Source organism: Paenibacillus sp. 2TAB26 (genome assembly GCF_052115145.1).
Classification (GTDB): Bacteria; Bacillota; Bacilli; order Paenibacillales; family Paenibacillaceae; genus Pristimantibacillus.
Genome location: NZ_JBFRGC010000010.1, coordinates 1 through 14,100 on the forward strand (window position 1 = coordinate 1; position 14,100 = coordinate 14,100).

General features: G+C 48.8%; 9 protein-coding genes. All 9 read right to left on the bottom strand.

The annotated features are described in order from the left end of the window. Positions 1-778: 778 nt before the first annotated feature. The gene (locus AB4Z50_RS13205) at positions 779-2,182 is read right to left on the bottom strand and encodes an alpha/beta hydrolase family protein (RefSeq protein ID WP_441879445.1); all 1,404 of its coding nucleotides are present in this window, start codon (positions 2,180-2,182) and stop codon (positions 779-781) included. A 1,019-nt stretch (positions 2,183-3,201) separates the two neighbouring features. Next, positions 3,202-3,756, bottom strand: a complete 555-nt coding sequence (locus AB4Z50_RS13210; RefSeq protein WP_339208279.1) for a GNAT family N-acetyltransferase — start codon at positions 3,754-3,756, stop codon at positions 3,202-3,204. A 326-nt stretch (positions 3,757-4,082) separates the two neighbouring features. Further along, positions 4,083-4,562 (bottom strand): hypothetical protein, encoded by a 480-nt coding sequence (locus AB4Z50_RS13215; protein ID WP_441879448.1) that lies wholly within the window; start codon positions 4,560-4,562, stop codon positions 4,083-4,085. Between the two features lie 1,436 nt (positions 4,563-5,998). Then, positions 5,999-6,988 carry a carbohydrate kinase family protein gene (locus AB4Z50_RS13220; RefSeq protein ID WP_441879450.1) on the bottom strand — a complete coding sequence of 330 codons (990 nt, stop codon included), beginning with the start codon at positions 6,986-6,988 and terminating at the stop codon, positions 5,999-6,001. Further along, the gene (locus tag AB4Z50_RS13225; protein ID WP_441879452.1) at positions 6,988-7,827 is read right to left on the bottom strand and encodes a carbohydrate ABC transporter permease; all 840 of its coding nucleotides are present in this window, start codon (positions 7,825-7,827) and stop codon (positions 6,988-6,990) included. Before AB4Z50_RS13225 ends, AB4Z50_RS13220 begins: the two co-directional genes overlap by 1 nt. Positions 7,828-7,837: 10 nt before the next feature. Continuing rightward, on the bottom strand, positions 7,838-8,770 hold the full coding sequence (locus AB4Z50_RS13230; RefSeq protein WP_441879454.1) for a carbohydrate ABC transporter permease: 933 nt from the start codon (positions 8,768-8,770) through the stop codon (positions 7,838-7,840). A gap of 64 nt (positions 8,771-8,834) precedes the next feature. Next, the gene (locus AB4Z50_RS13235; RefSeq protein ID WP_441879456.1) at positions 8,835-10,745 is read right to left on the bottom strand and encodes a GH32 C-terminal domain-containing protein; all 1,911 of its coding nucleotides are present in this window, start codon (positions 10,743-10,745) and stop codon (positions 8,835-8,837) included. Then, positions 10,745-12,346: a glycoside hydrolase family 32 protein gene (locus AB4Z50_RS13240; RefSeq protein ID WP_441879458.1), complete on the bottom strand. Its 1,602-nt coding sequence runs from the start codon at positions 12,344-12,346 to the stop codon at positions 10,745-10,747. The genes AB4Z50_RS13235 and AB4Z50_RS13240 overlap by 1 nt, the downstream gene beginning before the upstream one ends. 121 nt (positions 12,347-12,467) lie before the next feature. Next, positions 12,468-14,099, bottom strand: a complete 1,632-nt coding sequence (locus AB4Z50_RS13245) for a response regulator transcription factor (protein ID WP_441879460.1) — start codon at positions 14,097-14,099, stop codon at positions 12,468-12,470. Position 14,100: the final 1 nt, after the last annotated feature.

The window sequence follows — 14,100 nt, forward strand, 5'->3', positions numbered from 1 at the left end:
ACGATATAAGAAACAGCGGGTTTCGGYGGGATGAATGCGGGAGGAGGTGACTGCGGCGGTTGTCTCATGGGTCCTATATTTCGCATTTGAACCATAACATCACTCCTAACGGAAGATATTCATGATATTACATGAAAGTGTATCTTATACTATGTAGATGAATAACCACTTGACTATACGCATGCCTAGTCATAACCATTTTGCACGGTCAACCGCTGCAATTTCTGTCCTGAAGCTTAAACTCCAGGGAATTGCTGTTATTATGTGTACGATTTCCATTTCACAGGGTACTTAAAAATTTCTCAAACTATTGGCTGAACTCTCCTGCCCGTTAGCTTAATTAGTGAGTTCAGTTTACAACTTTTATGTTTATCTTCTTCACCTTCTCCCTGCAATCTATCGGGAATGAGTTCAAGTTCTTGTCAAAATCGGGAATGGGATAAAGTTCTTATCATTTGTTTTTGAGAGGAACCTTATCCCACAAAATAAAAAAGCCACGATTTTCGAGGCATTAGAGTATTTGTAATTGCCTAAAGATTTAATTCCATCCAATAATCTGCTTCAATAAAACCAAACTTTTTATATACCGGTCTACCTAATGTTGAAGCCCCGAGTTACAAGCTACACAATTCCGATATGCCGAGTTTAGCGGCCATTTAGTGAAAAGGCATCTCTGTAGCATGCCAGAACGAAAAATATTTAGTTCTTGCATCCTTGTTGTATATGTTAATAAGAAAGAGAGTGTCCCACCGTCGGCACCCTTTCTGTAGTTTTCGGTTTATTCCTTCGGAAACTCAACCTCCGGATATGACGGATTCGGCTTGCTGATCAAGCCACCGCCGGTTTCTTTTAAATGCTTGTTGAAAAAATCCAAAACGTATCGGTTCACGATATCCGCGCTTCGTTCGCCGTCAATGTCGCCCGTCATGCCGAGCTGCTTCAAAAGTTTTGAATAAAGCTGTAAGTCGGTGAAGTTGTAATGCTCCGTACTTTCAATATACACCATTGATGCTTGGTCTATGATTTTGTATTCCTTTTTTCGTTCCTCAATCATCTTGTTGAATTCTTCTTTCGTCAAACCCGAATTTTTGATTTCTTCATCAGAAATCTTTCCACTCAGCGCCTTGTTTTTGATGTTCATAAAGCTGGTCGATTCCATGAACAGAAACGGCTTTGAAATCGCCTGCTTGTCGTTGACATTGTACAATGAACCGTCCATGTTGATTCCTGCTTTAATTCTGTGATTTGAATATGCGGCGTTAAACGCCGTGGCGCCGCCGAATGAGTGACCCATCATCCCGATGTTATCCATATCGAGTTTTCCCTCAAAGGCATCACGATTCAGCTGATCCAACTGGTTGATGACAAAGTCGGCGTCGTGCGTCCAAATGTTCCCGAGCTTGCTGATGTTTTCGGAAACTCCGTTCATATATGGCTCGGTTGTTAAGCCTGTCACCCGTCCGTCTGGAAAAGCCGTTGCTATTGTGCTGTAAGTATGATCGATAGCCACTGCGACAAATCCATGACTTGCCAGATGCTCGGCTTGGGAAGCGTGCAGCAGCCGGCTTGTTCCGAAGCCGTGGCTGATTACGACGACTGGATATCGGGCTTCAGCTAATGAAATCGTGGTGTTTTCGTATGAGTTAGTTTTGATATAGCGCCAATAGTCCAAAGCAAACGCGGGAAGGCCGAATCCATCTGCGAACCTCTCGATATACTCGTGAAATGTGCTTGCGTCTTCGGAAAAGAGAGGTGCCTGTTTCTGTCCATTCAAACCTTGTGCGGGGTACCATACTTGGACCATCAGTTCTCTATGATCGTGCGGATTTTTTGTCAGCGTTTCTTCTCTGCCGCGGTCGGTCAAATGAAACATCTTCGTCCCGACCGAATAAGCACCGTCAGGCTTAGGCAAATCGAAAACGGGCAGGTATACAGACAGGAAGACGGAGACCGCCAACATGGCGATTGTTAGAACATACAAGCCATATTTCAACAGCTTCCACATCCTGATATGAAACCTTTTTCCGAAGATCGCGATAAAGGCGAGGACGACGGAGATCAGATAGATCAAAACCATTTGCCATCTGTACCCCTCAAAAAAAAGCTGTCCCGCCAATAAGCCAATGTTCGCAAATCCGGCTGACGCCGCAAGCTTTCTCGGCATTTTTTGCTGAAACAGCATGACAAAAGACAAAAGAGTTAATAATATTTCGAAAGTTCTCATGATTTCTCCATTATATAAGTTGTTGGTGGTCTTATACATAACGAATGTGTGGTTCGATTGGTTGCAAAAATATTCCTTTTGGCTGCATTAAAAAAACGTTGGATTGCCCAGAGGTTGCAGCTTATGATGTTGTGGTTCGCTCTAAGCTAGTTCTCCTTTATCTGTTTCACATGTATACGGTAAACCCATTATCGCTTTGAGAAAGCATGGACATGTTGCAAACGACTATTATATCTTTCATAAGTAATATGACAGTATCAGCTTCGTATATCTCGTGAAATTCAGGTTCGCAAATCCTTTTCTGCGCATAAACCGTGAACACCTGATTCGTATATCTAAGCTAAAAAAATCAAAGTTATGCGAAAACAAAGCACCAAAAGCGAAGTAGGGAAATAGATTAAACCCTTGTTGCACAAGGGTTTAAGGTATTTATGAAGGCTCAAAAAATGGTTCGCATAATTGAATTTGATATGGCTTAACATTTTATCCTTAACAAAGAATTTTTTGAATAATAATCATGATGTTGTTATCGACTATTACGTTACCTATAGTGATAAAACGAGTTATATGATGGAAGCATCAAGAGATTTAAACATTAACATTAAATTTATTGTATTGCTGGTTGACAAGAATGAGTTATTACGAAGAGATAGTCAGAGACCTCTTAGACATCAAATGGGTGATCGTTGTATTATAGGGCTTAACGAGATACTAAAGTCAAATCCACCTGAGAAGCACATCATGAATACAACGCACACTGATATTGAGGAAGTTGTAGATGAGATTTTGAGAAATCCAAGGTTTCTTTTAGATTCTTCGTCATAGCATTCAAAGTGTTGATAGCTAAACAGCCTGCCGGAGTGATCTGGCAGGCTGTTTACGATTAAAAATGAATTAAGTTACCTCAGTCTTATAATTCCGATTCACTGACTTGTGCTCGGATGCCTCTTATTGTCTCCATTCAACATCGTGAACGGTTAGCTCGATACGAGGTGTTTTATAAATGCAATTCGTACTATTTGATCATCCCATATAGGCCCGCGCCATACCACTTCGTAATCTAACTTACTATTCATTTTAATCACGGGGATATTTGATTCTTCAGTATGGGAGTAGACTAATTGTACACCCTTAATTCGTGCTTCCTCTTCTAATTTTAGCTTAAGTTCGTAGGCGATCCCTCGTTTACGATAATCTTTATCGACCCATAGTTGGTAAACTTCCATAAGCTGACCATCTTCGGGAAACAAAGCTCGATCTATCCTCCGTAAAATACTAAAATCAGGAACATCGTCACGATTTCTTACTCGATACATCAATAATCCAATCTTTTTCTTGTATGATTGGTCTTCACAAATAAATGCACCTATTCCATTATCATCATTCTCTATAAAGGAAGAAACTGTATGCCGGTGCTCCATTATTTCTTCAGGTGTCTTATCGGCATTTGTTGTTGTCGTTCCTTCACTTTTAAAATCTATACTAAATATGAAATCCAAATCACAAGCCAAGGCCTTTCTTATAACGATCATCTTTCAACTCTCCCAATATACGCTTCATGTACTTTTACATAATAAGTAATATTAAAAATCGCATCTATCAATTTGAGAACCCACACCACGTAAAGTAGGTGAAGACCTTGCTCGAGAATAAGAGTTATTTCGACTATATTGTTCTCAATCCTTTCTAATATGGAAAATTGTAGCATGAGAAAAATAACTATGTAAATGGTTTTCTACTTACAGAGGTGATTAACGTATTCTGCTCGTTAACGTAATGAAGCTGCCCATCGTTCCGGCAGCTTCATCATAGGTGTTTATTGTGCTATCGTTCCCTGTTAGCTTATCAATTTGTTCCTCTAACTTCTCAATTCGTACAAAAAGACATTAAGTGAATTTACTTTTATATTTTCCACAGTTTGCTTATCTTCATCTCTTGCTTCCTCAAAAGGAATACCATCATGATACTGATATTTTAAAAACACATTTATTATCGAATCTATGTTTTCTACTGTTTCAATTTCACATTTAAAAGGTAGTTTTGTATGGATGTCTGAAATGAAATTAAAGCGCAACCTTCCAGATCGCCAATCGAACCATACATAAAAAAGCATTCTATTACAGTCTGCTTTTGTCATTTGTTCAGTTCTATTTGTAATTACATTACAAAAAAAGTTTCCTATCTCACCAACTGTAAACTCACTAGCTAACTGTTGACTCATCGAAATTGACCATGTGTTTTGTGAAATTTCTTCTTCTAAGTCATCGATATCATTTCCAATGAACATTTTATCTTCTACTATTTCATCGAGTTCCTTTAGAAACACCTCTTTGTTCATGTCCGCAGCACCTTCTCATTATACTTAATTAGCTCTCATTGCCCGTCAGTGAGTCAAATGTTACTTCTCATTGACTTATAGGCCATGTGAATAAGGAGCGGCAGACGCCAACAATGGGAGTATGGGGAAATTTTGAGTTAATTGGTAACGTCTCGCTGTCGATCCATATCGGTAAGCACCTGGACGACATCGCCTTCTTATATCAGTTCTAGGTTTCGAGCTGCGGCAGCAAGCAGAATCTTCAGATAGATCTGTTCTACCGGCTTTCCGTCCGGCTTATGCTCATCCAGTGGCGGATATAAGCACTCGCCTCCTCCTTGCTCATACTGCCCAATCGCGTCTTAAGCGAGTTTAAAGAAAAGGATCCTGATGCTTCACGAAACGTCTCGTGTGCTTATAGATGCCCTGGATCAGTGGTAAGGATTTTTTTCGTGTTCCTCATGGAGCACAACTTCGACTGAATGACCATTGCGAAACGTAACACCACCCTGTTTCGATTCGTGAAGGAGCCGGGCCGACAGGATCGATACATCCAGTATCTGCATGCCAATTGAGTAAAGAATCGTATAAATCCCTTTTCCCAAAGGGACTGCCGAAAGGGCTAAATGCGTTAATGTTACCTAATAATAAATCGTAGTGCTGTAAGAAACCCCTGTATAGAAAAATGATGATCTGCCAGAGGGAACCGCACTTCTCATACAGTATAGATTTATATCATCGGTCAATATTGAACAGTGCTTGTAAGTCTTTTCTGCGCTCACGGTGTTATCAAGGTAGTTGATGTAATTTCTTAAAAAAAGTAGCGATTAATTCATAGAATTTTGCCCAGCTTGGTCACTCCGAACCTTGTATAATACTCCATATATCCTCTTATCTGCATTTCTTCGTACAACTCTTTAGTTAAATATTTCATTCTTTCCTCTTAATCTCATTTCGCTGACTCACTAAGTATACGGCTTGTAAATCTCTTTTTTTGCGGTAACCTTCCCATTAGTTTAATAAAAAACGGGCCATTAACATGACTAAAAAATCAAAAAACCCGAACTCACGAGGTCGGAAAGCTTCATCTTAAGCTATTCAACTAACGTTCCCCGTCCTTCGGATGGAAGATGCTGGAGGATGCAGCCAAGTACGAGCATCTCCTTGTAATCGATATAGACGGCTCGAAGGTTGCCTGTTTTCCTTTCATAACTCAACGATCCCTTTAAGATGCACATCTGAAATGCCGCCGCATCCGATAAACCCGAGTTTTATGCTTTTATCCTCCTTCAATATTTGAAAGCATCCAACGTTAACCATCCAGTGGCATTTCCAAAATATCATTTAGATTACCGATCAGACTCTCAGAACTGATCAAATTAATTTACTGGAGCCTCTTAGACGGTACGGTGCACAAAAAAAGCCAGAGTCAGACAACTGACTCTGGCTTTTCGGGGTTAACGTCTCCCGCGAAGCAACTCTTCGATTTCTTCCAGCGTCCCGAGCGAATGAATGGCGCCCTTACGAGTCGTAGCGAGCGCCCCGCCGGCGTTGGCGAAGGCGACTGTTCTGTGCAGTTCCTCCTCGCTCCAGTTCGCCGCCTTCGTCTCGCTGCCGAGCACGCAGTGCAGAAACGCGCCCATGAAAGCGTCGCCCGCCCCGGTCGTATCGACTGGAACGACACGGTTGGCTGCCACTTCGCCGGCATAGCGCGCCGTCCGATAATACGTTCCTGCTGCTCCTCGCGTGACAAGCAGTACGTCCAGCCCGTAGCGAAGGACAAGCTCTTCGGCTCCGGTAGCAATATCCAGTGTGCCGGCGTCAGGCAGGCCCGTCAGCAGCGCCAGTTCCTCATCCGACACCTTAACAATGTGAGCCTGTTCAAGCCCACTCTTCATCCATACAAGCCCGAGTTCCTCGGTCTCCCACAGAGATGGACGCCAGTTCGGATCGTAGGAGATGATCGCGCCTGCTTGCCGCGCCGCCTCAACTGCATGAAGCGTCGCATGGCGCGAAGGCTCCGATGTTAGCGAGATGGAGCCGAAGTGGAACAGACGCGTTCCGCTTGTAAGTTCCGGCCGCACTTCGGCCTCCATAAGCAGCGCGTCCGCTCCCGGCTGACGGGCGAAGTGGAACGAACGCTCACCCCGCTCATCCAAATGTACGAACGCCATCGTCGTATGTGCGTCCCGGCTTAATACAAGCCCCTCAGCTGCGATTCCTTGCCTGATCAGCTCATCCCGCAAATACTCGCCGAACGGATCCTGTCCGACCTTGCCGATAAAGGCAGTCTTGTTGCCCAGTTTTGCGAGCGCCGCCAGTACATTAACCGGAGCGCCGCCGGGGTTGCGTTCCAACAAAGGCTCCCCCGATACCGAAACGCCATCCGGCACGAAATCGATCAAATACTCGCCAAGTGCCACCGCATCGTAAATTTTGTGCCCCATTACCCTTTGACCCCCGACATCGTGATGCCCTGAATGTAGTAGCGCTGCAGAAACAAGAACAGAATCAGAATCGGAGCCGTTGCTATCGTGCTAGCCGCCAAAATTTTGGACCAATCGGTACCGGCTAGCGAAGAGAACGACGCAATCGCGACTTGAAGCATCTGCTTCTTTTCGTCGTTGATGACGATAAGAGGCCAGAGATACGAGTCCCAGTTGCCGAGAAACGTCATTAGGCCGAGTGTTATTAGCGCCGGAACGGCCGCCGGAACGACGATTCTAATGAACACACGCATAACCGAAGCACCGTCAATCTTCGCCGCTTCCATAATCTCATTCGGAATGTCCGCGAAAAACTGCCGCAGCAGGAAGATGCCGAACACCGATAGCGAGGAAGGCACAATAAGACTAGCGTATGAGTTGACCCAACCGAAATTGTTCATCAGCAAGTAGTTCGGCACGAGCGTTACTTCACCCGGAATGACCATCGCCGACATGAACAAGGCGAAGACGATCGACTTGCCACGGAATCGCAGCTTCGCGAAAGCGAAGGCGGCCAAGGCGCTTACGACGAGCACGATGACAGTTACGGATCCAGCCACGATCACTGTGTTCCAAATGTAGCGTAGGAATGGATTCGTTTCGCTGAAAATAACGTTTTTGTAGTTCTCCCAGGTGAACTTGACTGGCACGAACATATGCCAATTCAAGCTCGATGAATATTGGAACAGTTCCTCATAAGGACGCAGAGATCCAGCGACCATCCATACGATCGGAATGATGCAGACGATGGCGATGAGCGTCATCATGATGTATTTAAGCGCAAACCCCATTTGCCGCATAATAATCCCCCTAGTAGTCAGCTTTCTTATTGAAGTAGGTCATTTGCGCAAGCGAGATGATCAGCACGATAGCGAACAGAACAAAAGCCGCCGCTGTGCCGTAGCCCATTTGCATTTGCTGAAAAGCCGTTTTCCAGATGTAATACACGACTGTCTGGGTGGACCCGTTCGGTCCTCCATTGGTGAGGACGAAGACGATACCACCCAGCTTGATTGCATCGATCGTCGTCATGATGACAACGAAAGCCATCGTCCGGTTCAGCATCGGCAGCGTAATGCGGAAGAACTGCTGCGCTCGGCTTGCTCCGTCAACCCGAGCAGCCTCATATAAGTCTTGAGAGATGTTGTTCAGTCCCGCAAGAAAAATAATCATGAAAAACCCAGATGCTTTCCAAATGCCGAGAATGATTATGCCGTACATCGCGGTATCCGGATTGGATAAAAAGTTCGTCAGCGGCAGTCCCATCGACTTGAGAAGCTGATTCAGGATGCCGAAGTCCTTGTTGTAGATGAGCTTGAACACCGTGGCTGCGACCGAGGTCGAGATCACGACTGGGATAAAATAAGCCGTGCGAAACAGGCTTGTAAAACGCCCGGCTCGCTGAATCAGCAACGCGAGGCCTAGCGAGATCGCTGTCTGTACCGGAATGACAATGACCGCGAAGAATAGTGAATGCCGAAGACTTGCTAGAAACTCAGAGTCATTCATCAGCGTCCGGTAATTATCTATGCCGTTAAAAGAACGGGTTCCGCCTACCATGTTGTAGTTCTGGAAGCTGATGAAGAATGCTTGGACCATCGGGTAGAAGACAAAGAGCAGAAGCGCTGCCAACGCAGGCAAGATGAACAGCCAAGCCGTTCTCTCTTCCTGGCGCAGTGCCCGGCCGAAGGGATTTCCTTTGCGGCGCTTGGATATCGATGGAGCCAGCTCGGTGTGTGCCATGGTTTTCCCTTCCTTTCAGTTTGGTGGTTTGGTGAATAAACTTGATTCAGAGAGCTATCGCCCTTTACGGCTCGAAGACAAACACGCTCATCGTCGCCGTCACTTTGCCGTCAGGCGTCTTCGCGATCAAGTCGGCTTGTCCTGCACTTATGCCGGAGATGTCAACACCGTTGCCGTCCGCTGCATGTGTCACTTTAGCGACTGACATGTCGCTGGACGCCCATTCGAGCTGTTGGGAGGCGGACAGCGGCAGCACGGACGACTTCACGGTTACATGGGCGCCAAGCGCCACATCCACACTTTCCTTGCCGATGAGGATGCGGGTCGGTACGTTGGAATCAGGATTCTCGTCACGCCACACCGAGCGCATCGGGTAGAATGAGGCTTCATCTAGCTTGACGCTACCCCGCTCAAGTTCTAGCGACAAGCCATTGCTTAACGGCTCGGGGAACACGATGGCGGATAGCACCTTCGCTCCGTCTTCAGCAAACACTTCGAGCGTGTCTTCGTCTACATAGATCCGAAGAGGTAACCTTCCGTCTGCAGACGGCTTCACCGGAGCCGCAAAGCTCTCCGCGAAGCCCGGCTCGAACGAAACAGTGCCAGATTTCGAACGGTCGATTGTAAGTGTTCCTGCTGTGGCATTGTAGCGGATGATGGTTTCCTCCGCCCCCGTACCATCAGTCCTTACCTTGAGTGCAAACGCAGCATCAACCGAAACGGTGAAAGTCGTATCCAGCTCATAAGAGGTTCCGCGCCACTTCCCGAATGCGTTCGAGTTGGTCGCGAGCTGCTGCGCTTCGAGCTTAAGTACGGTGCCGCGCAGCGAATCGAGTTCCTTGACTGGTTGTTGAATGAGACGGATCCCTTCACCAGGAATATCGCGAAGTGTAAGCTCGCGGGGAACGGACATGTTGCCTTTCCAAGGATCGGTCGGCATCGTAAACGGGTAGCGCCAGTTGGACATCCAGCCGAGCCAGATACGTCGTCCGTCCTTCTCCGGGATGTCCGAATACGAGACCGCCGCATAGAAGTCCTTACCGTAATCCGTCCACAACACTTTATCGGCGGGATTATCATTATGGAAGGTTTTTCCGTCGAACTCTCCGATGAAATATTGCGCTGTCGAGCCTTTGGTCGCCTCGTTGTTGCCGACGCTCAGCGTCAACACCCACTTGTGATTACCACTGCCGTCTACCGGAAGCTCGAACAGATCTGGACATTCCCATACGGCGGCATGCGAACCTTGATTTATGCCGAATTCACCTGTCTTGGTCCAGTTTCGGAAATCGGGCGATGAGTAGAATCTAACATGATTATCGACTGATACCACCATGATCCAACGCTTGCTCGCTTCGTGCCAGATAACCTTCGGATCGCGGAAATCCTTGATTCCGGGATTCGGAATGACCGGATTACCCTCATACTTTGTCCAGGTGCGCCCGCGGTCGCTGCTGTACGCGATGCTCTGCGACTGCACGCCGCTCTGGAAATGCGTAAAGATTGCAACCAGCCCGGATTTACCTTGGAAAAAACCGCTCGTATCGTTCCAGTCCACAACCGCGCTGCCCGACCATATTTCGCCGAGCTCATCGCGAATCAAGGCGACAGGAAGATGCTCCCAATGCAAGAGATCCTGACTGACCGCATGCCCCCACTGACCGCTGTTCTGGTAAAACTGATGGTACTCTCCCTCGTAATACACCATGCCGTTTGGATCACTCATGTTGCCGGTCTCGACACTTAAGTGGTACTGCGGGCGATAGCGTTCCGTGTAATAATTCGCGATCGGGTTGAATCGGAAAGGTGCGGGCGTCGCGTAGATATCCTCCGCCTTGTTGGTTTTTCCAGCGGAATCTTTAATTGAATCGGAGTGGAACGACATCCAGATCGCTCCTCCTATCGCGAGCACAACCACGGTGCCGATAGCGATCGTGGCTAGGGCCGACATAGACTTTTTCGGAATCCCGCTCATTACTTAACCTCCAGTCCATCCATAGTCCAGAGCCGCATGACTTCGAAAACAATGGTTCCTCCCACCGCCTGAATCTCCAGTCTGCGTCCTGAAGCCAGAGGATAAATGCGGCTGGTCAACACTCGATCGCCATCGTTGACAAACAACTCTATGGATGAGTTGTCTGAGAACAGACGGAGACTCAGGCGAGTGGCGGCAGAAGCCGGAAGGTCGGATACGTACACGCCGGGATCGCCAATTCCCGCCTCATTGCGGTTCAATTCGATGCGGCGCTGCGCAGCCAGCCAGCGGATCTTAGTGATTTGGTCTGTGACGGACCGCGAAGTCTTTACGGACTCAGCGTCGGATAAATCCTCGCATGCTCCACTAATTAAGATCCGAAGCTCCTGCGCCTCTGTTGCAGACAAATCAATATCGGCTTGCCATTCAAAGGCCGGCGGCAGCAACCAGATTCGTTCTTCGCCAGGCTGCAGATGGAGTCCGTTGTCTAATTTCGAAATCTCTTGTCCTCGAAGAGAAGCTAGTTCCTCTACTGGCCTCGAGGCCAGACGCCCATCTTCGGTCATCTGAAGCTCTCGGGCAAGCGTCATAGCCCCATACCAGGCGCGTCCCGTCTTAATGAGTCGCGATCCCCACATGTCCATCCAGGCGATCAGGATGCGGCGTCCGTTGCTGTCCAACATCGTTTGCGCGGCATAGAAGTCCGGTCCGTCATCGATGATGCCGCTGCTCTCGGGGATAAAACGACCTGCAGCGAAGTCCATCTCACCGATCATGTAGAGATTTTTGACGCCGTCCATGTTCATCGGTGAAACGATTAGGACGTACTTGCCTCCTAGCGGGAACAAATCCGGGCATTCCCACATATCTCCCTGCGTCCCGTCGCTCTCCGCCACGACACCCCGGTACGACCAATCCAAAATGTTGGGAGACTCGTATAGGAGGGCGCGGCCGCGACCGTTTTTACCTGAGCCAATGACCATATACCAGCGCTCTTCATGCTTCCACACCTTCGGGTCGCGAAAGCCGAAGCATTCACCGTCCGGACTGCCTTGAATGACGGGCACCGGATGCTTAACGAAGCGGATTCCATCCTCGCTCGTCGCCATAGTCTGCACTTCCTCCGGGGTACGCCCATCGACGTGTGCGGTATAGAAAAGCACCAATTGTCCCTCGTGCTCCACCGCACTGCCCGACCAACAGCCGCAGCCGCCTTCAGACGAACCGAACTCGTAGGGCTCCGTCGGTGCAAGGGCAACCGGGCGATGCTCCCACCGCACCAAGTCCCGGCTGACCGCATGTCCCCAGTACATCGGGCCTTGATAATCACCGAATGGGAAATGTTGATAGAAGGCATGGTACTCGCCTTTAAAATGAATAAGTCCGTTCGGATCGTTCATCCAGCCCGACGGCGCCATCAGGTGATAGCGCAGGCGGAACGGATCTTGCGCCGCCCGAGCGGCTCCGGCCTGTACCGCTTCCTCCGCTATCTTAAGCGCCTCCTCATGCTCGGATTGGCGGCTGTCTTGCCTCGTGTTCGTGTTTGTCATGTCGAATTCTTCCTTCCCGCAGCTTTCCATATTTGTTTCGATTGCCTCCATTGTAAGGCTGCGGGAAGGGCCAAGACTTTCACTATGCTCGGGGAGCAACTTTTAAAATGCTGGGTGGGGGGGGGAGGAAGTAGCGAATAGTGGGGAGGGATGACTTCTTCTATAAAAGCTGTTAGCTCTCATTCGTTGTCTGCCGCTTCTCCCGGTATTCCTTTGGGCTGCAGCCGTAATACTTTTTAAAAGAGGTGCTGAAATAGCTGGAGCTGGAGTAGCCAACCAGCATCGCGATATCCGTCAACTTCAGATCTGTCCCGCTCAGCAGCTCGGCGGCGCGCGTCATCCGGAGCCGCGTCAAATAGTCACTGAATGTAACGCCAGCGTTCTGCTTGAACAAGCCCGACAGGTAAGTCTCGTTCATGTGAAACATACTGGCCAACTGAGACAGTGTCAACTCGTAAGGATAATTCTCATCCACATACTTGCGGACCGCCTCCGTCTGCAGCTGGCCGCTGGAGGTCCGGCTGCTTCGCACCGCATCCATGACCAAATCGGCGATCCGTTCAATTTGCGCAAGTACCTCTTCCCGACTCCGATAGGTCGCAATCGAAGCTTGGCAATTCCATAGCACCTGTTGAAGCGAGGTATCGCCCAGTTCAAACTTTTTCGCAAGTGAACCGAAGGTAAGAATGACCCGCAGCGCCAGGAAGGTGAAGGCGAACATCGGCATGTCTCGATTCGACGGGAACAGCTCGAGTAATTGAGCGGAAAAAGCTTGCCGATTCAATGTCTCGATCGCCTGAATCAGCCTTCGCTCCGTCTCAGCCGTGAATGACTGCGCCCAATCCAGTACTCCCTGCTGGGTCGATGCGGTGGCCGATCCATCGATCGTCTCGCGGCTCCAGGCCAGCATACAGCTGGCATATGCGTTTTTCGCTTCGCGCCACCCCGACACGGGCTCGCCTATGCCGCCGACGCTCTCAAGCCGCAGGTACATCGCCGCATTGCGCCTCAGCTCGCGAACGAACTGCTCCGCGGCTGCGTCCCCAGACTCCTTACTTCCCGTGTCCACCAGCAGGAAAAACATCATCGACGGGTGCCCCACGTCATAGAATGGGTACACGTCCTCACGCTTATCGGCCGTCTCTCGGCAGAGCATGCGGAATGCCAGCTGCAGCAGATCGCGGCGTCCCTCCCAGCTTCGCAGCCTTCCCGGCGGCAAGCGCATCTCTAGTGTCGCAAAGCGTAGGCTTAGCGCTTCGCCGTCGAGCTTGGCGAGCTGCAAATGGTGCAGTCGATCTCTCACCGCAGACTCGCCTACGCCTTCCTCTTTCACCAATTGAAGGAGGAAATGCTCCTGCATTTGCCGCAGCTGCTGGTTACGCTGAACCTTCTCCCGCTGGCGCTCACCTTCCAGCAGTCGTTCCTCCTTCAACTCGCCCGCCAGCTTCCCGAGCAGCGATGAGAGCTCCGCCCGCACTACAGGCTTCAGCAGGTAATCCTTGACGCCGAGCTGAATGGCCGACTTCATATAATCGAAGTCCGAATAGCCGGACAAGACGATAACACGCAGTTCCGGATAGGCCTCCTTGCAAGCTCGGATGAAGGTGATCCCGTCCATTTTCGGCATTCTAATGTCCGAGATGACAATATCCGGACGAACCACCGCCTCGGCAAGCATACGGAGTGCTTCCTCTCCATCGGACGCTTCGTAAGCGATGACGAATCCGGCACTCTCCCAATCAATCTTCGCCCGGATGCTATTGCGAACACCGGCTTCATCGTCTACGAGCATTACACGGTACATG